Annotated in this window: 20 protein-coding genes; 6 read left to right on the top strand and 14 right to left on the bottom strand. The window is 56.6% G+C overall.

The genetic code is table 11. From position 1 onward, the window contains the following. Window positions 1–68 precede the first annotated feature (68 nt). Window positions 69–1,001 (top strand): LysR family transcriptional regulator, encoded by a 933-nt coding sequence (locus IM317_RS04670; RefSeq protein ID WP_033145466.1) that lies wholly within the window; start codon window positions 69–71, stop codon window positions 999–1,001. A gap of 4 nt (window positions 1,002–1,005) precedes the next feature. Here IM317_RS04670 and IM317_RS04675 read toward each other — a convergent pair whose 3' ends face one another. From IM317_RS04675 to IM317_RS04695, 5 genes are all read right to left on the bottom strand, one after another. Continuing rightward, window positions 1,006–2,034, bottom strand: a complete 1,029-nt coding sequence (locus IM317_RS04675; protein ID WP_023311627.1) for a methionine synthase — start codon at window positions 2,032–2,034, stop codon at window positions 1,006–1,008. A gap of 23 nt (window positions 2,035–2,057) precedes the next feature. Then, the gene (locus IM317_RS04680; RefSeq protein ID WP_032657287.1) at window positions 2,058–3,032 is read right to left on the bottom strand and encodes a DUF1852 domain-containing protein; all 975 of its coding nucleotides are present in this window, start codon (window positions 3,030–3,032) and stop codon (window positions 2,058–2,060) included. A gap of 175 nt (window positions 3,033–3,207) precedes the next feature. Continuing rightward, the gene (locus IM317_RS04685) at window positions 3,208–3,699 is read right to left on the bottom strand and encodes a type VI secretion system tube protein TssD (protein WP_033145467.1); all 492 of its coding nucleotides are present in this window, start codon (window positions 3,697–3,699) and stop codon (window positions 3,208–3,210) included. Between the two features lie 3 nt (window positions 3,700–3,702). After that, window positions 3,703–3,978, bottom strand: coding sequence for a hypothetical protein (locus tag IM317_RS04690; RefSeq protein ID WP_072196664.1), 276 nt, complete (start codon window positions 3,976–3,978; stop codon window positions 3,703–3,705). Then, complete coding sequence (locus IM317_RS04695; RefSeq protein ID WP_033145468.1) at window positions 3,953–4,474, bottom strand: DUF2778 domain-containing protein; 522 nt, start codon at window positions 4,472–4,474, stop codon at window positions 3,953–3,955. Before IM317_RS04695 ends, IM317_RS04690 begins: the two co-directional genes overlap by 26 nt. 268 nt (window positions 4,475–4,742) lie before the next feature. Between IM317_RS04695 and IM317_RS04700 the strand changes: the two genes are divergently transcribed. Then, entirely contained in the window at window positions 4,743–5,282 is a 540-nt protein-coding gene (locus IM317_RS04700) for a DUF2058 domain-containing protein (protein ID WP_021242569.1), read from the top strand. A gap of 7 nt (window positions 5,283–5,289) precedes the next feature. Here IM317_RS04700 and IM317_RS04705 read toward each other — a convergent pair whose 3' ends face one another. Together IM317_RS04705 and azoR are read right to left on the bottom strand one after the other, a co-directional pair. After that, on the bottom strand, window positions 5,290–5,976 hold the full coding sequence (locus IM317_RS04705; RefSeq protein ID WP_033145469.1) for an RluA family pseudouridine synthase: 687 nt from the start codon (window positions 5,974–5,976) through the stop codon (window positions 5,290–5,292). Between the two features lie 90 nt (window positions 5,977–6,066). Continuing rightward, window positions 6,067–6,672, bottom strand: a complete 606-nt coding sequence (gene azoR, locus IM317_RS04710; protein ID WP_008502313.1) for an FMN-dependent NADH-azoreductase — start codon at window positions 6,670–6,672, stop codon at window positions 6,067–6,069. Between the two features lie 205 nt (window positions 6,673–6,877). On the opposite strand from azoR, the gene hrpA reads away from it, so the two are divergent. After that, the gene (gene hrpA / locus IM317_RS04715) at window positions 6,878–10,780 is read left to right on the top strand and encodes an ATP-dependent RNA helicase HrpA (RefSeq protein ID WP_033145470.1); all 3,903 of its coding nucleotides are present in this window, start codon (window positions 6,878–6,880) and stop codon (window positions 10,778–10,780) included. Window positions 10,781–10,850: 70 nt separating this feature from the next. Here the strand turns inward: hrpA and IM317_RS04720 are convergent, their stop codons facing one another. The 4 genes from IM317_RS04720 to IM317_RS04735 form a co-directional block, all read right to left on the bottom strand. Further along, window positions 10,851–11,510 carry an O-methyltransferase gene (locus tag IM317_RS04720; RefSeq protein WP_033145471.1) on the bottom strand — a complete coding sequence of 220 codons (660 nt, stop codon included), beginning with the start codon at window positions 11,508–11,510 and terminating at the stop codon, window positions 10,851–10,853. A 75-nt stretch (window positions 11,511–11,585) separates the two neighbouring features. Further along, window positions 11,586–12,965 (bottom strand): efflux transporter outer membrane subunit, encoded by a 1,380-nt coding sequence (locus IM317_RS04725; RefSeq protein WP_033145472.1) that lies wholly within the window; start codon window positions 12,963–12,965, stop codon window positions 11,586–11,588. Continuing rightward, entirely contained in the window at window positions 12,962–14,044 is a 1,083-nt protein-coding gene (locus IM317_RS04730; RefSeq protein ID WP_033145473.1) for an HlyD family secretion protein, read from the bottom strand. Before IM317_RS04730 ends, IM317_RS04725 begins: the two co-directional genes overlap by 4 nt. 22 nt (window positions 14,045–14,066) lie before the next feature. Then, complete coding sequence (locus tag IM317_RS04735) at window positions 14,067–15,719, bottom strand: MFS transporter (protein WP_033145474.1); 1,653 nt, start codon at window positions 15,717–15,719, stop codon at window positions 14,067–14,069. A 203-nt stretch (window positions 15,720–15,922) separates the two neighbouring features. Between IM317_RS04735 and IM317_RS04740 the strand changes: the two genes are divergently transcribed. Beyond that, on the top strand, window positions 15,923–16,723 hold the full coding sequence (locus tag IM317_RS04740) for a YdcF family protein (RefSeq protein ID WP_033145475.1): 801 nt from the start codon (window positions 15,923–15,925) through the stop codon (window positions 16,721–16,723). A gap of 274 nt (window positions 16,724–16,997) precedes the next feature. On the opposite strand, the gene gap is transcribed toward IM317_RS04740, so the two are convergent. After that, the gene (gene gap / locus IM317_RS04745) at window positions 16,998–17,999 is read right to left on the bottom strand and encodes a type I glyceraldehyde-3-phosphate dehydrogenase (protein WP_029740556.1); all 1,002 of its coding nucleotides are present in this window, start codon (window positions 17,997–17,999) and stop codon (window positions 16,998–17,000) included. 189 nt (window positions 18,000–18,188) lie between these two features. Between gap and cybB the strand changes: the two genes are divergently transcribed. Continuing rightward, a complete protein-coding gene (gene cybB / locus IM317_RS04750; RefSeq protein ID WP_023311642.1) occupies window positions 18,189–18,719 on the top strand; it encodes a cytochrome b561 in 531 nt (176 codons plus the stop codon). Window positions 18,720–18,765: 46 nt separating this feature from the next. Here cybB and IM317_RS04755 read toward each other — a convergent pair whose 3' ends face one another. Next, window positions 18,766–19,833 carry an oxidoreductase gene (locus tag IM317_RS04755; RefSeq protein WP_033145476.1) on the bottom strand — a complete coding sequence of 356 codons (1,068 nt, stop codon included), beginning with the start codon at window positions 19,831–19,833 and terminating at the stop codon, window positions 18,766–18,768. Between the two features lie 13 nt (window positions 19,834–19,846). Then, on the bottom strand, window positions 19,847–20,590 hold the full coding sequence (locus IM317_RS04760; RefSeq protein ID WP_033145477.1) for a DeoR/GlpR family DNA-binding transcription regulator: 744 nt from the start codon (window positions 20,588–20,590) through the stop codon (window positions 19,847–19,849). A gap of 738 nt (window positions 20,591–21,328) precedes the next feature. Here IM317_RS04760 and IM317_RS04765 point away from each other — a divergent pair. After that, window positions 21,329–22,666 (top strand): TolC family outer membrane protein, encoded by a 1,338-nt coding sequence (locus tag IM317_RS04765; protein ID WP_033145478.1) that lies wholly within the window; start codon window positions 21,329–21,331, stop codon window positions 22,664–22,666. The last annotated feature ends 104 nt before the right edge of the window (window positions 22,667–22,770 follow it).

Genomic DNA, 22,770 nt, shown 5'->3' on the forward strand with positions numbered 1-22,770 from the left:
AGATTACGTCGGTAGACCCGTGAGAAAAATGCCATAATGCAGGAAACACCTTTGCAGGAAATGCATTAATGTCAGATGCCGGAAGCATGAACCTTCGCTCACTGCTGCTGTTTATTGCCGTCTATGAAACGCAGAACTTTTCCGTCGTCGCGCGACGAGAGGGAATATCCGCCTCGCAGGTGTCGCGCATTGTTCATCAGCTTGAGGACGCGCTCGGCCAGCAGCTGTTCTATCGCAATACCCGTGCGGTGATCCCCACGGAAAGCGGGCATTTGTTTATCCGCTATGCCCGGGCGATGGTCGATAACTTCGAAGAGGCGCGTCGTGAGCTGGATGAACGTTCGACCGAACCCTCCGGCACGGTCCGCATAAATGGGCCGGTATTTTTTGGACAAAGACACGTTGCGCCCGGACTGGCAGGTCTGGCCGAGCGTTATCCACGGTTAACCATAGAGCTGACGCTGACCGATGACTTTATCGACCCGCACCGGGATGCCGCCGATCTCATCTTCCGCATCGGCACGCTGACGGATTCGACGTTCCACGCCCGTGTTTTTGGGCAGCAGCGCTACCACCTCGCCGCGTCGCCCGCGTATCTGCGTCAACACGGCGTCCCGACCGATCCGGCCGAGCTGAGCCAGCACAAATGTCTGGTCTATCGCGGTTCGTCCGGGCCTAACCGCTGGCTCGTACGTCGCAAAGGGGAGAATTGGGTGCATTATCCCGTCGCGCCGCTAATGACGTCCAATAATGCGGAGTCGCTGCTCATTGCCGCGCTGGGTGGGATGGGGATCGTCCTGTTTCCGGACTGGCTGATTGGCGACAGGTTGAAGCGGGGGGAGCTGGTCGCCCTTTTGCCGGAAATGGCGTGCGCCATCAACACGGAGCAACTCAATATTGCGGCGATCTATCCTAACGCACGTCATCCGCCCCTGAACGTCAGGGCGGTGATTGATTATTACGTGGCGTTTTTCGGTACGCCGCTCTACTGGCAAACGTAAGGGATTACGCGCCGAGCTCCTTGCGGATAATCTCTGCGCCGGCGCTGAGCGCTTTCAGCTTGCCGTTAGCCACCTGCCGTGAAAGCGGGGCCATGCCGCAGTTGGTTGACGGGTAAAGCTTGTCGGCATCGACGAACTGCAGCGCTTTACGCAGCGTATCGGCGACTTCCTCCGGCGTTTCAACGGCGTTGGTTGCCACATCAATCGCGCCGACCATCACCTTTTTACCGCGGATCAGCTCCAGCAGATCCATCGGCACGCGGGAGTTGTGGCACTCCAGGGAGATAATGTCGATATTAGAGGTCTGCAGCTTAGGGAAGGCCTCTTCGTACTGGCGCCACTCTGAGCCGAGCGTCTTTTTCCAGTCGGTATTGGCTTTGATGCCGTAGCCGTAGCAGATGTGTACCGCGGTTTCGCACTTCAGCCCTTCAATGGCGCGCTCCAGCGCGGCGATACCCCAGTCGTTCACCTCGTCAAAAAAGACGTTAAATGCCGGTTCATCAAACTGGATAATATCCACGCCCGCGGCCTCTAACTCACGCGCTTCCTGATTGAGGATTTTGGCGAATTCCCAGGCCAGCTTTTCGCGGCTTTTATAGTGCGCGTCGTAAAGGGTGTCGATCATGGTCATCGGCCCGGGCAGGGCCCATTTGATCGGCTTGTCCGTGAGCTGACGCAGGTACTTCGCATCGTCCACGAATACCGGCTTCTGACGCGCAACGGCTGAAACCACGGTCGGCACGCTGGCGTCGTAGCGGTTACGAATGCGCACCGTCTGGCGATTTTCAAAATCCACGCCGCTCAGGTGTTCAATAAAGGTGGTGACGAAGTGCTGGCGGGTCTGTTCTCCGTCGCTGACGATATCGATACCCGCGCGGATCTGCTCATCCAGAGACAGGCGCAGCGCGTCCTGTTTACCCGCCAGGAGTTCCTGATCCTGTAATTTCCAGGGTGACCACAGCGTTTCAGGTTGTGCAAGCCAGGTCGGCTTAGGCAGGCTGCCAGCCGTAGAAGTCGGGAGCAATGTTTTCATAATAAAAGACCTTTTTTGATGAATTAAAGCGTGTAGTTATCAGACCACTGCTCAAGAATGTGTTGGTAAGGCTTAATAAAGTACGCTTCGGTAAAGCGACCCTGTTCAATCGCCAGTCGGCTACGCTCTTCCCGGTCATAAACAATTTTGGTTAAGGAGTGATCCTGCTGGTTCAGATCCGGTCGGTAGCACAGTCCCGCCGCCGAGTTTGCGTTATAAATTTCCGGGCGATAGATTTTCTGGAACGTCTCCATCGTGCTGATGGTGGCAATCAGCTCCAGATCGGTGTAGTCACTCAGCAAATCCCCTGTAAAAAAGAACGCGAAAGGCGCCACGCTGTTTTCCGGCATGAAATAGCGAACCTGCAGCCCCATCTTCGCGAAGTACTGTTCCGTCAGCGACTCGCCATCCGGCTGATACTCAACGCCCAGCACAGGGTGCTGGTTACCGTTGCGGCGATAGGTGTCTTTGCTGGAGACGCTCAGGCAGATCACCGGACCCTTGCTGAAGTTCTCTTTGTATTCCGGCGAATTGACAAAGTGGCGGAAAATATTGCCGTGCAGTTCGCCAAACTTTTCCGGAATGCTGAAGTGCTGCTGGTTCTTGTTGTGTTCCAGCAGGCGCACGCTGAAATCATAATCCCGCACGTAAGAAGAGAAGTTATTCCCGACGATGCCAGGGATACGCAGGTTATTTTTTTTGTCGACAATCGTGGTTTGCAATATCTCAATGGCCGGGAACGGTTTTTCCGCGCCAATGTTCAAGTCGACAGAGATGATTTCCAGCTCAACCGCGTAGCGATCGGCGTTTGGGTTATCCCAGCGCGCCAGGGCGTTAAAGCGGTTGTTGATCATCACCAGCGTATTGCGCAGGTTTTCCTGACGTTTTTCCCCGCGCGCCAGGTTCGCAAAGTTGGTGGTCGTACGCGTATTTTCTGACGGGTTGTAATTCTCATCGAAGCAACTGCGCTTAAGGGTATATGTGAAAGCTTTGCTCATTGTGGTTATGCATCCTAAGTTCATGTTGCTAAGAAGTTACCGATGCATAATTTATGCCTGAGCCCGCGGCGCAGGGGAAGTGACTTAATTTCAATGCAACATGAGCGAAGTTCATGAACAGTGTTGCGCGCACATGCTGGGATAGGAAGAGTAAGGGGCATCGCGCCCCTTAGCGTTATGCTGTAGGACGTTCGTTCCAGGCGTCACTGTGCATCATGTTGCCGTCGACAATGCGCCAGGTGATTTTTTCGTACTGGAGACTTACGCTTTCAACATGGTTCATTTTATTGTTGGCAGCGATCTTCACGTTCGGCACGCTGCAGTTAACACCCGTAACCTTTACGTTCTCCATCAAGACGGTGTAATAACAGACTTCCTGTCCGGCATCATTGATATGATAGAACTTGATTTCAGCGCTTTTAAGCGCCTGACCGGTAGAGGCTGCTTTATAGAGATACGGCGTGGAGCTATCAACTTCCTTTTCAATCCGCATGGATGAGTGTTGACGCGTGCCGGTGATCTTGCCGTTAGCGCTGTCTACCGGTAGGTTAAGGCCATGACTCAGCCCTATGATTTCAATGCTACCTTCACGGTCCTGAACATCAACGGAACCTTTAATATCTGCTCCACCATCGTCTTTTAGCCACATGTAGGGAGGAATTGGCATTCTTTATTTCCTTATTTTCTTGAGTAGCAGTGTTGTTAAGCGATAAATAACCGTGGCGAGGGTCAGTACGATTAAAATATCGATATTGGTATATGTGTCATATATTGTTTCAGCATTCACGTCGCCATAAATAAAATCACATATAGATGAGGCCACATCATGATCAAGATAGCGTTCAGCGGGTCCCAATATGCGGCCTACTATAATGCTGATGCATAGAAACCAAACCGTTTTGAATAGCCTGATGCCCCATTTACGGACAAGTGTTGGTGTAGCCACTTTCAATCACCTCAACCCAGCCGCGTGCCATCAGTGAACGCATACAGGGAACCTGAATAAGTTCCGTACTCATCAGAGCATTGCGGATCAATGCGTAATCAGAATCATGGGCAATCGTGATACATCCCTCAGATAGCGTACCCGGATGCAGCCGAAACAAACCCCGATAGACGTTATCAATCCAGGTGCCATCATCGATACCCCAGTCATCCTTGTATAAAGCAAACCACTCATCGCGGCCAAATTCTGCCCCGGATCTAACCTTGTTCCACCGATCCTGAACCTTCGCTTTTAAACCTGAAAAGAAACCTCCAGTCCCTCTGTCAACAATCCAGTATTTCCCAGGGGGAATTGGACCTGAGCCTTTAACAGCACCACATAATCCATTGTTTCTGTAAATTCCCTGCCCGGAATGGGCCATAAACACACCAACGCCGTGCAGGTTAAAAGGCGCATAGTCAGCATCGTTAAGCAGCATTGTTCCTTTTAAGGCCATATTTTCTCCTTACTCTTTTAATAAGAGAAAAGCAGCCTACGCCTGAAGCCGGTACAGATATTCAACTCACATCATATTTATGAGTTGCTGATTTTTTTTAAGAAAATGACCTGACAATTTTTAATCACTCTTGCGGCTGTAACGTTAGTAAACGCTGAATAAATAATAAACAAAGCTCAGGCGACAAAGCGCCATGCCTACTTCTCTGGCACACGCTCCGCAATTCCCGCTATAATCCCCAAAATTTCCAACCGGTTTAGAAACGATCATGACAAAACTCACCTTACAAGAGCAGATGCTGAAAGCGGGCCTGGTCAGCAGCAAAAAAGCGGCAAAAGTGCAGCGCACGGCAAAGAAATCACGCGTTCAGGCGCGTGAGGCCCGGGAAGCGGTAGAAGAGAACAAGAAAGCGCAGATCGAGCGCGACAAGCTGCTGAGCGAACAGCAGAAGCAGGCCGTGCTGGCGAAAGAGTTTAAGGCACAGGTGAAGCAGCTGATTGAGATGAACCGCATCACCGTGGCGAAAGGTAACATCACCTTTAACTTCACCGACGGCAATCTGATCAAAAAAATCGAGGTCGACAAGCAAACCCAGGCTCAGCTGATTAACGGCCGTCTGGCGATTGCCCGTCTGGTCATCAACGCCAGCGGCGACTGTGAATACGCGATTATTCCGGCGGTGGTGGCCGATAAAATTGCCCAGCGCGATGCCGACAGCATCGTGTTAAACAGCGCGCTAAGTCAGGAAGAGCAGGACGAAGACGATCCGTACGCGGACTTCAAAATCCCTGACGATTTGATGTGGTAAACCGCCTTCAGAACGGGGCGGCGTGACGGGCGTTAACCGGCTCTCCGCTCACGGGATGAATAAAATTCAGTTCGCTTGCATGCAGCATCAGCCGGGGCGTTTTCTCAGCCCCCGGCGCTTCAAGACCGCCATACAGATCGCAGCCCAGAATCGGGTGCCCCAGCTGCTGACAGTGAATACGCAGCTGATGGGTTCGCCCGGTCTCCGGCGTAAGTATCACCCGCGTTAACGGCAGTCCCGTACCCTGATAAAACCGTTCCACCACCCGATAGCGGGAGCGGGCGGGTTTTCCGTTGATGGCGCAAATCGACATCAGCGGGAACAGCGCCGGGTCTTTGGCAATTGGCGCGTCTATTATTCCCTCGTCGTTTTCCACATGGCCGCAAAGCAGGGCGCTGTAGACCTTCTCCACGCTGCGCTGGCTGAACTGCTGGCACAGCGCCGCGTTGATGGCCTTATTGCGCGCAACCACCATCAGCCCGGACGTGCCGAAATCCAGACGGTGTACCAGCGTGCAGCCGGGGAACGTCTGGACCAGACGATAATGGACAGAATCAAGGTTTTGCGGGTTTTTGCCCGAGAGGCTGAGCAGACCGGAAGGCTTATCGATCAGCAGCAGATGTTCATCCTGCCAGAGGATCTGAATGTCGTCGTGACACGGTGGGGCTATAAAAGAATCAATAATCGCAGACATCAGGCCGCCCGGCTGGAGAGTGGGAGCGGATGATAACGAAATGCGGGGGAAAAGAAAAACCCTCCCACCAGGCGGTGAGAGGGCAAAATCTTAGGCTGCTACCAGGCTGTCGATGGCGGCTTTCGCATCGGTCTGCGCTTTGGTCGCCACTTCCGGACCGTAAGCGATACCTTCAGCGAACACGAAGTTCACGTCGGTGATGCCGATGAAGCCCAGGAACAGGCTCAGGTACGGTGCAACCAGGTCGGTTGGGGTGTCTTTATGGATACCGCCACGGCTGGTCAGTACGATCGCACGTTTACCTTTCACCAGACCTTCAGGGCCGTTCTCGGTGTAACGGAAGGTTACGCCAGCGCGCGCCACCAGGTCGAAGTAGTTCTTCAGCTGGGTAGGGATGTTGAAGTTGTACATTGGGGCGTTGATGACGATAACGTCGTGCGCCTGCAGCTCGGCAATCAGCTCGTCGGACAGGGCCAGGGCTTCCTGCTGACGTGGAGACAGCGGTGCATCGCTTGGGCGCAGCGCGCCAACCAGCTCGCCGTCCAGCACAGGAATTGGGTTTGCAGCCAGGTCACGCACGGTGATTTCGTCAGCGGAATGCTGTTCACGCCACTGTTCAACGAAGTAATCAGACAGCTGACCAGACTGAGAGTACCCTGCCAGAATACTGGATTTCAAAACTAATACTTTGCTCATGGGTGATTCCTGTTGTTGCATTTGATTGAAGGGGGTTGCCCCGTTGCTTGTTGACACTCTATTCACAATCCTGCCACAGAGATAGCGCAATATATCGAAGCCTATGTTCGAATTTTTTGAATAAGGCGCGAAAGGCGTCGATGTGGTACTCTATAGCAATCATTAAAAAGAGAGTTTATCAGGGCGTGTACTGCCCTTTAACGCTATGACAGAACAACAAAAATTAACCTTCCCGATGCTCCTGCAACAGCTTGATTCTCTGATGCTGCGCGATAAACAGCGCTTTGCCCGCCGTCTGCACGGCGTGAAGAAGGTTAAAAATCCTGATGCACAACAGGCCATTTACCAGGAGATGGCGAAAGAGATTGAACAGGCGGCAGGGAAAGTTGTGCTGCGCGAAGCCGCACGTCCGGCAATTACCTACCCGGAAAACCTGCCCGTCAGCCAGAAAAAACAGGACATCCTTGAGGCCGTCCGCGACCACCAGGTGGTGATTGTTGCGGGGGAAACCGGCTCGGGGAAAACCACCCAGCTGCCGAAAATCTGTATGGAGCTGGGACGCGGGCTAAAAGGGCTGATAGGCCACACCCAGCCGCGTCGACTGGCGGCACGCACCGTGGCGAACCGTATTGCCGAAGAGCTGCAGACGGAGCCGGGCGGCTGCATCGGTTACAAGGTGCGATTCAGCGACCACGTTAGCGATAACACCATGGTCAAGCTGATGACCGACGGTATTCTGCTGGCGGAAATCCAGCAGGATCGCCTGCTGATGCAGTACGACACCATTATCATTGACGAAGCGCACGAGCGCAGCCTGAACATCGACTTCCTGCTCGGCTACCTGAAAGAGCTGCTGCCGCGTCGCCCGGATCTGAAAATCATCATCACCTCCGCGACCATCGACCCTGAGCGCTTCTCAAAGCATTTCAACAATGCGCCGATTATCGAGGTGTCAGGACGCACGTATCCGGTGGAAGTGCGCTATCGCCCGATTGTGGAAGAGGCGGACGATACCGAGCGCGACCAGCTGCAGGCTATCTTCGACGCCGTTGACGAGCTGGGCAACGAAAGCGCGGGCGACATCCTGATCTTCATGAGCGGCGAGCGCGAAATCCGCGATACCGCCGATGCGCTCAGCAAGCGCGACCTGCGCCACACGGAGATCCTGCCGCTTTACGCGCGCCTGTCAAACAGCGAGCAGAACCGCGTGTTCCAGCCGCACGGCGGGCGACGCATCGTTCTGGCGACCAACGTGGCGGAAACCTCGCTGACCGTGCCGGGGATTAAATACGTTATCGACCCGGGCACGGCGCGCATCAGCCGCTACAGCTACCGCACGAAGGTTCAGCGGCTGCCGATTGAGCCGGTCTCCCAGGCGTCCGCGAACCAGCGTAAGGGCCGCTGCGGCCGCGTGTCGGAAGGGATCTGTATTCGTCTCTATTCGGAAGATGATTTCCTGTCGCGTCCGGAGTTTACCGACCCGGAAATTCTCCGCACCAACCTGGCGTCCGTTATCCTGCAGATGACCGCGCTGGGGCTGGGCGACATCGCGGCGTTCCCGTTCGTCGAAGCGCCGGATAAACGCAACATTCAGGACGGCGTGCGTCTGCTGGAAGAGCTCGGCGCCATTACCACCGACGAGCAGGCGACGGTCTACAAGCTAACGCCGCTGGGCCGCCAGCTCAGCCAGCTGCCGGTGGATCCGCGCCTGGCCCGTATGGTGCTGGAAGCGCAAAAGCACGGCTGCGTGCGCGAGGCGATGATCATTACCTCGGCGCTCTCCATTCAGGATCCGCGCGAGCGTCCGATGGACAAGCAGCAGGCGTCTGACGAAAAGCACCGTCGCTTCCACGACAAAGAGTCCGACTTCCTCGCCTTCGTGAACCTGTGGAACTATCTCGGCGAGCAGCAGAAAGCGCTCTCCTCGAACCAGTTCCGCCGCCAGTGCCGCGTGGATTTCCTCAACTACCTGCGCGTGCGCGAGTGGCAGGATATCTACACCCAGCTGCGCCAGGTGGTGAAAGAGCTGGGCATTCCGGTCAACAGCGAGCCTGCGGAGTACCGCGAGATTCATATCGCGCTGCTGACCGGCCTGCTGTCCCACATTGGGATGAAGGACGCCGAAAAGCAGGAATATACCGGCGCGCGCAACGCCCGTTTCTCCATCTTCCCCGGTTCCGGCCTGTTCAAGAAGCCGCCGAAATGGACCATGGTCGCCGAGCTGGTGGAAACCAGCCGCCTGTGGGGGCGCATTGCCGCGCGTATCGATCCGGAATGGGTGGAGCCGGTGGCGCAGCACCTGCTGAAACGCTCGTACAGCGAACCGCACTGGGAGCGCGCGCAGGGCGCGGTGATGGCGACCGAGAAGGTGACCGTTTACGGCCTGCCGGTGGTCGCCGCGCGTAAGGTCAACTACAGCCAGATTGACCCGGCGCTCAGCCGCGAGCTGTTTATCCGTCACGCGCTGGTGGAGGGTGACTGGCAGACGCGCCACGCCTTCTTCCGCGAAAACCTGAAGCTGCGCGCGGAAGTGGAGGAGCTTGAGCACAAGTCCCGCCGCCGCGACATTCTGGTGGACGACGAGGCGCTGTTTGAGTTTTACGACCAGCGCATCAGCCACGATGTTATCTCCGCCCGCCACTTCGACAGCTGGTGGAAGAAGGCCAGCAAAGAGACGCCGGACCTGCTCAACTTTGAAAAGAGCATGCTGATTAAAGAGGGGGCGGAGTCGGTCAGCAAGCTCGACTACCCGAACTTCTGGCATCAGGGCAACCTCAAGCTGCGTCTGACGTATCAGTTTGAACCGGGTGCCGACGCGGACGGCGTGACCGTTCATATTCCGCTGCCGCTGCTAAACCAGGTCGATGAGGGCGGTTTTGAATGGCAAATTCCCGGCCTGCGCCGCGAGCTGGTGATTGCGCTGATCAAATCCCTGCCGAAACCGGTGCGCCGCAACTTTGTGCCTGCGCCAAACTATGCGGAAGCGTTTTTAGGCCGCGTCACGCCGCTGGAGCTGCCGCTGCTGGACGCGCTCGAGCGCGAGTTCCGACGCATGACCGGCACCACCATCGACCGCGAAGACTGGAACTGGGATCAGGTGCCCGATCACCTGAAAATCAGCTTCCGCGTGGTGGATGATAAAAACAAAAAGCTGCTGGAAGGACGTTCGCTGAGCGAGCTGAAAGAGTCGCTGAAAGGGAAAGTTCAGGAGACGCTTTCTGCGGTGGCGGACGACGGTATCGAGCAGAGCGGGCTGCACATCTGGAGCTTTGGTCAGCTTCCGGAAAGCTACGAACAGAAGCGCGGTAACTATAAGGTCAAAGCCTGGCCGGCGCTGGTGGACGAGCGCGACAGCGTGGCGATCAAGCTGTTTGATAATCCGCAGGAACAGCAGCAGATGATGTGGCGCGGGCTGCGTCGCCTGCTGCTGCTCAACATCCCGTCGCCGATCAAGTATCTGCACGAGAAGCTGCCGAACAAGGCTAAGCTCGGGCTGTACTTTAACCCGTACGGCAAGGTGCTGGATCTGATTGACGACTGCATCTCCTGCGGCGTGGACAAGCTGATCCACGAGGCGGGCGGTCCGGTCTGGACGGAAGAGGGCTTTGCTCAGCTTCATGAAAAGGTGCGCGCAGAGCTGAACGACACCGTGGTGGAGATAGCCAAACAGGTCGAGCAGATCCTCACCGCCGTGTTCAATATCAACAAGCGCCTGAAGGGGCGCGTGGATATGACCATGGCGCTGGGGCTGTCGGACGTGAAGGCGCAGATGGCGGGGCTGGTCTATCGCGGCTTCGTCACCGGCAACGGCTTTAAGCGTCTGGGCGATATGCTGCGCTATCTGCAGGCGATTGAAAAACGTCTGGAAAAAATGGCTATCGACCCGCACCGCGATCGCGCGCAGATGCTGAAAGTGGAGAGCGTGCAGCAGGCGTGGCAGCAGTGGCTAAACAAGCTGCCGCCGGCGCGCCGCGACGATGAAGACGTGCAGGCGATCCGCTGGATGATCGAGGAGCTGCGCGTCAGCTTCTTTGCCCAGCAGCTCGGTACGCCGTATCCGATTTCGGATAAACGTATTCTGCAGGCGATGGAGCAGATTTCCGCTTAAAATCCTTGCCCGGTTTTCTCCCTCTCCCTGTGGGAGAGGGTCGGGGTGAGGGCATCAGGCCGCACAATTTTCACCCGTTCACGATTGCCAGCGTAAACCCATCCCATCCCTTAACCCCCACCGTTTGCAGCGCGGTGGCGGTCAGGCGCGGGTTATCCCCAATCATTTCGATAAAACGCCGCACCCCCAGCACGCGCGCGTCGTCGCTTTGCCCGTTAATCACTTCGCCGTCGCGCACCACGTTATCGCCAATGATTATCGTGCCGGGACGTGAATAGTGCAGCGCCCACTCCAGATAGCCGGGATTGTTTGGCTTATCGGCATCAATAAAGATCAGGTCGAACGGCGGAACGTCACCGAAATTCTCCAGTGAGCTCAGCGCCGGGCCTTCAATCAGTTCAATGCGATCGTTCAGCCCCGCGAGGTGAATATTCTGGCGGGCCACATCGGCATGCGTCGGGTCAGCCTCGAGCGTAATCAGCTTTCCGTCCGGCGGCAGGGCGCGCGCCATCCAGATTGAGCTATAGGCGCCCAGCGTACCAATCTCAAGGATGCGTCTTGCCTGGGTCATGCGCACGAACAGCGCCAGCAGTTGCCCCTGATTGGCCGCAACGTCGTGTTCGGGTAGCCCGGCGCGTTTGTTGTTTTCCAGTACCTGACTCAGCACGTCATCGTCAGGGATCAGCGAAGAAATCATGTAATTATCTACTGCAGACCATTGTTGATGCATAGATTGACTCCCTGGATTTTTCTCCCTCTCCCTGTGGGAGAGGGTCGGGGTGAGGGCACCAGCGCGCAAGGCGGTTCACGCGCTCTTCCAGCCGCCGCCCAGCGCCCTGTACAAATCGATTTGCGCCAGCAGCAGGTTATTTTTCACCTGCACCACGCTGGTCTGAACCGAGTACAGCGTGCGCTGCGCGTCCAGCACGTCCAGATAGGAGGAGTAGCCGTTGCGATTGCGGTTCTGCGCAATGCGCAGCGTCTCCTGCGCCACCTCCTGCTGGGCATGCAGCTCCGTCAGCTGTTCCTGATAGCGCGTAATAGCATCGAGGCTGTTGTTCACTTCGGCAAACGCGTTGCGCACGGTTTTTTCATAGGCGTACAGCGCCTGGTTACGCTGGGACTGGGAAATATCCACCTGCGCATTCAGCGCCTGGCGGTTCAGCAGCGGGGCGAGAATACTGCCCCCGACGCTCCAGAGCTGAAGCGGGTTGTCCAGCAGGCCTGAAAGGGTACGATCCTGGACCGATCCGGTCGCGGTCAGGTTGATCGACGGCAGCAGGCTCGCGCGCGACGCGGCAAGCGAGGCGTCGGCCGCAACCAGCTGGCGTTCGGCCTGAACGATATCCGGGCGACGGTTCAGGAGCGTAGAAGGCAGCTGTGACGGCAGGGTCAGCGGCGTTAGCGTCTCAAAGCTTTCGCTGCGCGCTACCGCGCCGGGATTACTTCCCAGCAGCAGGCTCAGGGCGTTCTCCTGCTGTGCAATCTGATGCTGCAGTACGGGAACCTGCGCTCGCGTTGAGCGGAGTTCGGAATCCGACTGCATCAGCTCCAGACGCGAGCTGTAGCCCGTCTCAAACTGACGTTTCGCGAGGTTAAATGCCTCTTCGCGCGATTTCAGCGTGGATTCGGTCACCCGCAGCTGTTCGTCAAGCGAGAGCAGGGTGACATACCCGGACGCAACGGAGGATGCGACGGTCAAATCCGCGGCGGCAGCGGCGGCTTTTTGCGCCGCCAGCGAGGCTTCGGCGGCACCGGCCGTGCTGCGGTTGACGCCCCAGATATCAACGTCATAGCTCGCCGTCAGGCTGCCTCTGTACAGCGTGCCGTAGACCGGCAGCCCGGTCGCGGCGGATTGCGAACGGGCGCGCGTCCCCGTTACGCCCGCGTCAAGTGACGGAAACAGGCTGCCGTCGGCCGCAAAGACCCGCGCCTGATACTCGTTAATCCGTTCGCGGGCGATCAGCACGTCGCTGTTGTTCTTTAGCGCCCGATCCACGTAGCGGTTGAGGTAGTTGTCATGAAAATTGCGCCACCAGAGCTGCTCCGCCGGGCTGGCAGGACCGGCGTCAGCACGCCACTGGGCGGGGATTTGCAGCGTTGGCTGCGCCGGTTTTACGTCGACGGACTGGCATCCGGCCAGCGTCACCGCCAGCACCAGACCGGCTATCGGGCGAAGGGTCATTGTTTGCCCTCCCGCGTATCAATGGTCACCTGCACCGACATGCCCGGACGCAGCAGGGCGGTCTCCTCAGGCTTGCCGAGCACCTCGATGCGCACCGGAATACGCTGGGCGATTTTGACAAAGTTGCCGGTGGCGTTGTCAGGCGTGATGGCGCTGAATTCAACCCCGGTTGCCGGCGAGATGCTCTCCACGCGGCCCTGATAGGCTTTGTCGTTCAGCGCATCGACGGTGAATTTTACCGGCTGGCCGACGCGCAGCTCCGCGAGCTGCGTCTCTTTGATATTGGCGATCACCCAGTGCTGCGGCGGAACCAGCGTGGTGAGGTGGGTCCCGGCGGTCACGTACGCCCCGAGACGCACGGCAATCTGGCCGAGCTGGCCGTCGCGCGGGGCGATGATGCGGGTGTTTTGCAGGTCTATCTGCGCCAGCTCCAGCGCCGCTTTGGCGTTTTCGACATCCGCCTCCAGCGCGCCGCGGTTCACAATTACCGTCTGCAGATCCTGACGCGACATCTCAAGCAAGGCTTTGGCCTGCTCGATGTCGGCGCTGCCCTGGGCCGCGCTGGCCAGCGCCGCGTCGCGCTCGCGAATGGAAAGCGAGCCGTCCGCCGTCAAATCCTTCACCCGCTTTAAATCCGCCTGGGTTTTCAGGCTCTGGGCGCGGGCATTTTTCAGCGCCGCGTCGTTTTTGGCGATCGTCGCTTCGGCGCTTTTACGCTGCTGCAGGTTGTTATTAAGCGCGGCAATTTTCATCGCCAGCTGTGCCTCGGCCTGATGCACGCGCTGACGATAGATACGGTCATCAATCTGCAGCAGCAGGTCGCCTTTTTTAACCTGCACAAAGTCCTGAACCTTCACCTCGGTGATATAGCCATTCACCTGGGGGCTGATAAACGTCGTCTGACCGCGCACGTAGGCGTTGTCGGTAAACTGCGCGTGGCGGGTGAACGGCGGAAGCTGCCACGCATAAAGGATCACCAGCACGCCGACAATACCGATGGCGGCGGCGGTGAAAACGGAAACAATGCGCACATTTTTGCGGGTGTTGGCCTGCTCTTTGGCGGCATCCTGCTGACTCATAAACTCTCCAGAAATATTTCAATTATTTGTTGCCGGTGGCGTTCTTAAGCGCCATACGGGAAGTGATGCGCAGGCGCAGCAAGCGCCATAAAATCCAGACCAGCGTGGCGGCAGCGATGCCCGCCGTCAGCAGATAAGTATCGTTGTAAGCCAGAATATTCGCCTCAAGCGTCGTCACCGTTTGCAGCTGCGTGATCGCCTGCGTTCCCAGCAGCGAACTGTCGCCAATCAGGCTCCGGTACATCTGGGTGTAAAGCTGGATACGCTCGTTGACCAGCGGATTGAGCGTGGTGAGCTGGTCCGCCAGCAGGCTGGAGTGGTACTTCTCGCGCCAGGTCTGGAAGGTTCCGAGGATCGCGGAGCCCAGCAGGCCGCCGAGGTTCTGACTCATGCCGAACATCACCGAGAAGCTGACCAGGTTGCGAGGGTCGGCGATCACCCCGCCAATGGCAGCCAGCATGGCGGGCGCCAGGAAGAAGGCGCTGCCGAAGCCCAGCAGAAACTGGCTTAGCATCAGCTGATCCGGCCGGGTCAGGTTGTTGGACTGGCTGTCCAGCAGCGAGGCAACAATCATCAGCGCCAGGGAGGTGATAATCGGCCACGCCAGTTTGGTCGGCTTAATCGTGAGGCAACTGGTGACAATCCCGCAGACGATCCCGGCGAAAATGGACCACGCCAGGTGGGTCATCTGCTCGTTCTGTAACCCCACGTACTGCAGCCAGCCGATGACCCCGGTGTTTTGCTCTGCCAGCACGATACGGATCAGCAGCATGATTAGCCCCAGACGGACGATGCTGCCGCTCGACAGCCAGCGGGTGTTCAGCAGCGGGTTGGCGCGGTTATGTTCAAAGACGATGGCGGCCACAATTAATACAAGCGACAGCGCCAGCGACCAGCCGATCCACGGCGCCTCGAACCACCAGTCAAGGCGGCCCAACGAGAGCACGGCGCAGAGCAGGGCCATTCCGGGGGCCATTAAAAAGAAGGTGATGAAGTCTTTTTTCTCAAAAACCTTGCGCCTGTCGCCCGGGGGCAGTTTTAAGGCTATCACGCAGGCCAGGGAGATCAGCGCCAGCCCGAGCTCGAAGAAATAGAGCCCGCGCCATTCGTCCAGCTGCAGCAGTTCGGTGGAAAACAGGCGGGCCAGAGGAATAGCGAGTGATGACCCGGTAATCCCGATGGTGAGCGCCTTCAGGCGGTGCTTCGCAGGCCAGGCCTGGATCTGGTAGTAAATCCCCAGCGAGCTGAGCGCGGCGGCCACCATCCCGTGCGCGGCGCGCACCATCAGCGCCGAGCTGAGATCGTTAACGAACAGGTGGAAAAAGGTCACCAGCACGTACAGCACCAGAAAACCTTCCGTGAAGGCGCGCAGACCGTACTGCTGGCGGAACTTGACCAGCAGCAGGTTGATAGAGATGTTGGTCATGACGTAGACCGCGGGCAGCCAGGCGATCTCGGTCGACCAGGCCCCAAAGGTCCCCTGCAGGTTTTGCAGGTTGGCGGTCACCACCGCATTTCCCAGCGCCCCCGTCAGGCACACCAGCAGGCCAACGACGCCGTAGGCAATGCGTTTTGGCGTACTGTGCTCGGGTGTGGAAGGCGAACCCAGCAGGGCGGGTTTCTCATGTGGCTGCCACTCGCGAGGAGCATAAGGGTCGCGTTCGGGCAGGCGCATAACGTCGTTTACCTTAGAAATAATTGAATAATTAGCGGGCTAGCGATTCTACGTCTGCCGCAAATGATAATTCAAGTGAATATGATTTACGCATGTTAATCAAATGTAGAAGGGAAGTTTAAGGAAAAAGAGCGGCCCGATGTCGCCGTTGTGTTGAGAACCTGAAGTCGCTACCCTGAAGGGATAGAGAGAAGGAGTTCATCATGGAACAGCCCCATTTTCCCATCCTGCCGGATGCCACGCTGGCGGCCATCAATACTGTCGGTGAATGGCTGGCGCAGGACGACCTGAGCGACAGCCGCCAGCCCCCGGACGTCGATGCGGTGATCCTGGCAGGAAACGCGGTGATCCCGACCATTGAGGCGGCCTGCCGTATTGCCACGCAGAGAGACATCCCGCTCCTGATTAGCGGCGGTATTGGTCATTCAACCGCGTTTTTATATGCCGCTATCGGCAGTCATCCGCGTTATCACACCTTGCCCGTCGAAGGGCGGGCGGAAGCGAGCATTCTTGCCGACATTGCGCGGGAGTTCTGGCAGATCCCCGAGACGCGCCGGTGGATTGAGGATCAATCCACCAACTGCGGTGAGAACGCGCGTTTTAGCTGGAACATGCTGAAACAGCATCAGCGAGCGACCGGGCGGGTGCTGGTGGTGCAGGACCCGACGATGCAGCGCCGTACGATGGCGACGTTTGCCCGCGTTTGTCGGGATGAGCCCGTGTCACCGCAGTGGATAAGCCATCCCGGGTTTACGCCAACGCTGCACAATGGCAAAGAGGGCGTGGAGTTTAGCGCGGGCAATAGCGGACTGTGGCCCGTTGACCGCTACCTGTCACTGGTTCTGGGGGAGCTGCCGCGTTTGTATGATGACGTTAACGGCTATGGTCCGGCCGGGCGGGATTTTATCGCGCACGTTGAATTCCCGGATGCTGTGATTGCCGCATGGGAACAGTTACAGCAGGACCCGGTTCTCGCGGATGCGTTGTCCAGGCGCTCGATTTAAGGGTGTAATCAGAAGCGATAACAACCGCTTCAGAATAACCTTTGGCTTACAGCAATGTCCTGGTCCGGCTGTATATCGCCGGGAGCCCGGGTTGCCAGGGTGGCGGCGATTGAGCCACCCTGGCACGTTCACCGGTTATGTCGTTAAAGAGTAGCAAGGAACATAAAGTGAACGGAATGACCACCACACCCGTATGTTCCCCTCACCCTAACCCTCTCCCACAGGGAGAGGGGATGCTTCACTGCTCATATTAGCCCTGAATAAAGGCATAGAATCACAGCGCCGCAAACTTATCCAGCGTCCGCACCAGCTGCGTCACGAAACCGTACTCGTTGTCATACCAGGCTACCGCTTTCACCAGCTGCAGCTCTCCCGCTTCTGACACCTCCGTCTGCGTGGCGTCAAACACCGAACCATAATGCGAGCCAATCACATCGGACGACACAATCTCTTCGTCGGTATACCCGAACGATTTATTGCCCTGCGTCGCCTTTTTCAGCGCGGCGTTGATCTCCTCAACGGTGACTTTCTTGCCCAGAATCGCGACCAGCTCGGTGACCGAACCCGTTTTTACCGGCACGCGCTGCGCGTGGCCCTTCAGCTTGCCGCTGAGCGCAGGGATCACCAGACCGATGGCCTTTGCCGCACCGGTGGTGTGGGGAATGATATTCTCTGCCGCCGCCCGCGAGGCGCGAAGGTCTTTCCCGCGCGGGCCATCCACCAGCGCCTGCGTACCGGTATAGGCATGGATGGTGGTCATGGTGCCCACTTTTATTTCAAACGCATCGTTCAGGGCTTTTGCCAGCGGGGCGAGGCAGTTGGTGGTGCAGGATGCGACGGAAATAATGGTGTCACTGGCGTCAATGGTGTCGTCATTCACGCTGTAGACGATGGTTTTCATCTCACCCGCAGGCGCAGAGATCAGCACTTTCTTCGCCCCGGCGTCCAGGTGCGCCCGTGATTTCTCTTCAGAGGTATAAAAGCCGGTGCACTCCACGACGATATCCACGCCTGCGGCTTTCCACGGAATGTGCTTCGCCTCTTTTTCGGCGTACACCGCAATGGTTTTTCCGTCCACAATCAGCGCATCCTCGGTGAAATCGACGCTCCACGGGAAGCCACCGTAGTTGGAATCATGCCTGAGCAGGTAGGCCAGCACTTTCGGTGAGGTGAGGTCGTTGATGGCGACGACGGTATTGCTGTCCTGGGTTTCAAGAAGGCGACGCAGTACAAGGCGCCCAATGCGTCCAAAGCCGTTAATGCCAATTTTACTCATGGTGTTCTCCTGTAAACGTGTCGATGCGACAGTTTGAACTCATCCAGGCTTAGACCATCACGGGCAGGGCGGCAATTGAAGATGCTTCATGCGGGAGGAAGTATTTGAAAAACCATACAGAAAAGTTAATGAATTTTTAAGGAAAGGAGATTATGTTGGCGCGATAACTGTTTTTAATCGGGAAATCACATGCGCACTAAATATACAAGCCTGCAAATCGGCATCCACTGGCTGGTGTTTCTGTTAATCATCGTCGCCTACTGCGCCATGGAGTTCAAAGGTTTCTTCCCGCGCACCGCGCGTCCAGCGATCAATATGATCCACGTCTCGTGCGGTATCAGTATCCTGGTGCTGATGGTGACGCGTCTGCTGGTTCGCCTGAAATTCCGCGCGCCACCGATTCAGCCGAAGCCAAAAGCGATGGTGACGGGGATGTCCCACCTTGGGCATCTGGTGGTGTATCTGCTGTTTATTGCGCTGCCGCTGATTGGCATTGTGATGATGTACAACCGGGGCAGCGACTGGTTTGCTTTCGGCCTGGCGATGCCGCATGCGGCGGAGTCCAATTTCGACCTGGTTGATATGTTGAAAGAGTGGCACGAGACGCTGGCGAACCTGGGCTACTTTGTGATTGGCCTGCACGCGGCGGCGGCGCTGATGCATCACTATTTCTGGAAAGATAATACTCTTCTGCGCATGATGCCGAAAAAGCGTTCGTAGTCTTTAACGCTTGCCGGGTAAGCGCAGCGCCACCCGGCTTGTTTTTTTAACCCAGCAGCGCACGCTCTTCGGCAGTTAACGCCAGCGCCTGCGTTGACCCCGTCTCCGACGACTTCACCGCCGCTTCCAGCACGGCCATGACCGCCAGTGCCTCAACAGGGTGGACAGGATTGGTGATTTTCCCGAGCAGCGCATCACGTACGTTGACGTAATACTGGCGCTGATCGCCTTTCGGGGTTGGGATCGTCTGCGGTGCGCCGTCGGCCCCAAAGAACACCATGCTGTCGCCGTCTTCGCCCCAGGTTTCACTGCCGGGGGTCACCCCTGCGAGCAGCTGCGCTTCCTGCTGGTCGATTCTGGCTTTCACCACGCTGCCCTTGTCCCCGTGGACGGTAAAGCGCGCCGTACCGCCAGCAACCAGCATGCTGGCGTGCAGAATGACCTTATGCTCCGGGTAGTTTAAGACCACGTGCGCCCAGTCGTTAATTTCTGCGCCGTCGCGCAGCGTCGCGATATTCCCCTGAACCGACTCCGGCAGTCCAAAGAGCTGTAGCGTCTGGTCAATCAGGTGAGGGCCCAGATCAAACCACAGACCGCTCCCGGGGACGTTCTGCTCGCGCCAGCGCACGCGCACTTCCGGGCGGAAGCGGTCGATGTGCGATTCCAGGTGTTTAACCTTGCCGAGCGTGCCTTGCTCAATAATCTGCTTAATGCCGAGGAAATCGCTGTCCCAGCGGCGGTTGTGGAAGACGGAGAGCAGCAGCTGCTTTTCATCCGCCAGCGCAATGAGGTCGCGGGCTTCCTGCATATCGAGGGTAAAAGGCTTGTCCACGACCACGTGTTTCCCCGAGTTCAGGGCCAGCGTCGCCAGCGGGGCGTGCGTGGCGTTGGGGGAGGCAATCACCACCAGATCGATATCAGGATGCTGAATAGCCTCTTCCGGTGTCGCCACCACCTGTACGTCCGGCAGATCGCGTTTAACCTTCTCTTCATCACGAGAAGAGACCACGGCCAGCTTAATCCCGTCCACCGACTGGATCAGCGGGGCATGGAAGGTTTTACCGACAAATCCATACCCGATCAGCGCAATGTTGATTGTTTGAACTTTACTCATGACCTTCTCCACGTTAATTGGCGCACACCGTAACCTGCAGTGCGCTATGGTCCCCAAGCTCAGGCCAGGGACGATCTAAAAAGAGTTGTTGAATGCTGGATAACCCGGAAACCAGATACGGCTCGCAGCGGTTAATTTTCAGGTGGTCGGCGACAATCCAGTGCGCGTGGCTTGCGTCCAGCATCGCGCGTTTAACCTCGGCATCCGCTTCTTTACCGGCGCTCAAACCGAGTTCGGCATGAATGGCGCACGCCCCAAGAATGGCGATATCTGCCCGATAACGGGACAGCAAGGACAGCGTGGCGCTGCCGGCAAACAGTCGCTGCTTGTGGTCCCATTTCCCGCCGAGCAGGATCAGCTCAATATCTTCCCGGTCGCTAAAATGCTGGGCGATATCCAGCGAGGGGGTAATAACGGTGAGCGGCCCCTGAAGAAAGGTGGCGACGGCCATCACCGTGCTTCCGGCATCCAGAAACAGGGTGGAGCCCGGTGGAACCTGCTGTGCGACCTGTTTACCCAGGCGCTGTTTGGTCTCCGGCAGCAGCGTATTGCGTCCCTGACGGTTCATGGCGGAGAGGTTGAGCGCGATGGCGCCGCCGTGGTTCTTCTGCGCAAGGCCCTGGTTTTCCAGGTCGGTCAGATCCCGACGGATGGTATCCGCCGAAACCTGCAGCTTTTCAGCCAGGTCGGTGATGCTTGCCTGGCCTTGCTCGCTGAGGATATCCAGGACGTAGCGTTGACGAGCGGTTTTGTGCATGGGGTACATTCCTGCAAAATGTCGCAATAGTTTGCATAATACAGCATTTTGACGCAGAGAGAAGGGGAATGTCCTCAGGACGATGTGCAGCGGCGTGATGATTCAGATGGGTGATTATTAAAATTTTATTAAGCAGGTATAAGGAAGCCGTTTTGAATGTTAATCACGATGTTATTGTTATGTTTTATTTAACGATTTGGGTTATGTAACCAGCGTAACGCCATTGCGTGGTGTTAAGTGCTGTTTAATTGAAATTATGCAGGTTTTAATTGCTTTAATTAGTTTTTTAATAGTTTTTAATTTTAAATATATCCCTTTGGCTACGTAAACTGACACTTCTTTGAAAATCTTTGTGTCTGACTCGCGCTGAAATTAACGCAAAAATGTGCACGGAGGGAATTAAGAATTTTCCTTAGATAACAGAGAGTTTATATGTTTCATCTGAAAGGATACTTTTAGAGTTTTGTCCAGAAACCCCATATTTTTTCTTGCTTGTAACACCACATTAACATTGTGGCTGTAGTGGGGTATAACACATTTTGTTATGCTGCTAACCAGTTTAAGAAATAAGTAAATTCTTAATTGAAATAAGATGCGGGCAGATCTCATCTCCGATGGAAATGGGTATGGGGAGTATTACCTGAAATTCAGCAAGGTAGCTAAATAAGATATTTGTCTAATTATCTGTACCTCTTTTTGGGTATTTGCTTGAGTATCACTCAGAGTCAGGGAGATAACATGACGATATTACGAAAGCCTATGTTACGCCGATTTACAGCAGCACTGGCATTCATTTCATTAGCCATAAATACGGCTTTCGCCAATAGTAATCAGGTGGGTATTGCCCCGGTGGCAACCACAACCTTAAAAGAAAGTATTCTTTTTGCGATCGATCGCGATCCGTCAATTAGCCAGCAGGCCGCGCAATTAGGTATTGGCCAGGCACAAATAGATGAAGCGCGCAGCGGCTGGATGCCGCAAATATCGTTGAACGGGAGTACAGGGCACAGCCAGACCACCGATTCCAGCGGGTCGCTGAAGAATTCAGCCGCCTGGGGGCTGAGCCTGACGCAGTTGCTGTACGATTTTGGCAAGACCAATAACAGCATCAGCCAGTCCTCCGCCCAGCGCGATAGCTACCGCTATCAGCTGATGGGCACGCTTTCTGACGTGGCGGAAAAAACGGCGCTGAGCTATGTCGAGGTCAAACGCTATTCCGATCTGCTGCAGGCGGCAAAAGATAACGTGCAGGCGCTCAAGAACGTCGAGCAGCTGGCAAAGCTGCGCGCAGACGCGGGCGTGAGTTCGACCTCCGATGAGCTTCAGACCCGCACGCGCATTGCCGGCATGCAGGCGACGGTCGCGCAGTATCGCGCCGCCTTAAACAGCGCGCGCGCCAGGCTTGCGGTATTAACCGGGATGCAGGCAGAGGCCTATTCGCCGGTGCCCGCGAATCTTGCCGTGGAGCCGGACTCGCTCAACCGCATCGATTATTCCCTGATACCGGCGGTGATGGCCGCGCAGAACATGGAACGTTCGGCTCAGTATGGCGTGGAAACGGCGAAGTCCCAGCACTGGCCGACGTTAAGCCTGAAGGGGGGGCGCACCCGTTATGAATCGGACAACCGTTCCTACTGGGACGACCAGATACAGCTCAATATCGACGCGCCGCTGTATCAGGGGGGCGCGGTTTCCGCGCGCGTTCGACAGGCGGAAGGCGCACGGGCCATGGCCTCCTCTCAGGTCGATCAGGCGCGTTTCGATGTCCTGCAAAAGGCCTCCGTCGCGCAGGCTGACTGGACCGGCGCACGGGGACGAATGGAGGCGGGGAAGCAACAGCTGGAAAATGCGCTGCGGGCCCGCGATGTTTATAAAAATGAATACACCCTGAGCAAGCGGAGCATTAACGATCTGCTCAGCGTTGAGCAGGATGTCTGGCAGGCCACCTCAGCGAAAATAATCGCCGAGTATGACGGCTGGAGTTCGGCAATTAATTATGCTTCCGCGGTTGATAATTTAATGCCGCTTATTGGAATAGAGAAAAACGCTGCCGCAAAATTACCCGACTTGAGTTAATAAAAGACGCGCAGTGTTGCGCAAAGTAAGACTGAAAATAATGGGTGTTTTTTCCCAGGGATAGCTACATCCGTCTGGTGGACATATCCACAGGAATCCGTACA

It is taken from the genome of Enterobacter cloacae complex sp. S3 (genome assembly GCF_014930495.1).
GTDB classification, from domain to species: Bacteria; Pseudomonadota; Gammaproteobacteria; order Enterobacterales; family Enterobacteriaceae; genus Enterobacter; species Enterobacter asburiae_B.

What these genes read in the sequence shown, in the direction of transcription:
- IM317_RS04670 (WP_033145466.1), top strand. Translation starts at nt 69, where the DNA reads ATGTCAGATGCCGGAAGCATGAACCTTCGCTCACTGCTGCTGTTTATT.
- IM317_RS04675 (WP_023311627.1), bottom strand. Translation starts at nt 2,034, where the DNA reads ATGAAAACATTGCTCCCGACTTCTACGGCTGGCAGCCTGCCTAAGCCG.
- IM317_RS04680 (WP_032657287.1), bottom strand. Translation starts at nt 3,032, where the DNA reads ATGAGCAAAGCTTTCACATATACCCTTAAGCGCAGTTGCTTCGATGAG.
- IM317_RS04685 (WP_033145467.1), bottom strand. Translation starts at nt 3,699, where the DNA reads ATGCCAATTCCTCCCTACATGTGGCTAAAAGACGATGGTGGAGCAGAT.
- IM317_RS04695 (WP_033145468.1), bottom strand. Translation starts at nt 4,474, where the DNA reads ATGGCCTTAAAAGGAACAATGCTGCTTAACGATGCTGACTATGCGCCT.
- IM317_RS04700 (WP_021242569.1), top strand. Translation starts at nt 4,743, where the DNA reads ATGACAAAACTCACCTTACAAGAGCAGATGCTGAAAGCGGGCCTGGTC.
- IM317_RS04705 (WP_033145469.1), bottom strand. Translation starts at nt 5,976, where the DNA reads ATGTCTGCGATTATTGATTCTTTTATAGCCCCACCGTGTCACGACGAC.
- azoR (WP_008502313.1), bottom strand. Translation starts at nt 6,672, where the DNA reads ATGAGCAAAGTATTAGTTTTGAAATCCAGTATTCTGGCAGGGTACTCT.
- hrpA (WP_033145470.1), top strand. Translation starts at nt 6,878, where the DNA reads ATGACAGAACAACAAAAATTAACCTTCCCGATGCTCCTGCAACAGCTT.
- IM317_RS04720 (WP_033145471.1), bottom strand. Translation starts at nt 11,510, where the DNA reads ATGCATCAACAATGGTCTGCAGTAGATAATTACATGATTTCTTCGCTG.
- IM317_RS04725 (WP_033145472.1), bottom strand. Translation starts at nt 12,965, where the DNA reads ATGACCCTTCGCCCGATAGCCGGTCTGGTGCTGGCGGTGACGCTGGCC.
- IM317_RS04730 (WP_033145473.1), bottom strand. Translation starts at nt 14,044, where the DNA reads ATGAGTCAGCAGGATGCCGCCAAAGAGCAGGCCAACACCCGCAAAAAT.
- IM317_RS04735 (WP_033145474.1), bottom strand. Translation starts at nt 15,719, where the DNA reads ATGCGCCTGCCCGAACGCGACCCTTATGCTCCTCGCGAGTGGCAGCCA.
- IM317_RS04740 (WP_033145475.1), top strand. Translation starts at nt 15,923, where the DNA reads ATGGAACAGCCCCATTTTCCCATCCTGCCGGATGCCACGCTGGCGGCC.
- gap (WP_029740556.1), bottom strand. Translation starts at nt 17,999, where the DNA reads ATGAGTAAAATTGGCATTAACGGCTTTGGACGCATTGGGCGCCTTGTA.
- cybB (WP_023311642.1), top strand. Translation starts at nt 18,189, where the DNA reads ATGCGCACTAAATATACAAGCCTGCAAATCGGCATCCACTGGCTGGTG.
- IM317_RS04755 (WP_033145476.1), bottom strand. Translation starts at nt 19,833, where the DNA reads ATGAGTAAAGTTCAAACAATCAACATTGCGCTGATCGGGTATGGATTT.
- IM317_RS04760 (WP_033145477.1), bottom strand. Translation starts at nt 20,590, where the DNA reads ATGCACAAAACCGCTCGTCAACGCTACGTCCTGGATATCCTCAGCGAG.
- IM317_RS04765 (WP_033145478.1), top strand. Translation starts at nt 21,329, where the DNA reads ATGACGATATTACGAAAGCCTATGTTACGCCGATTTACAGCAGCACTG.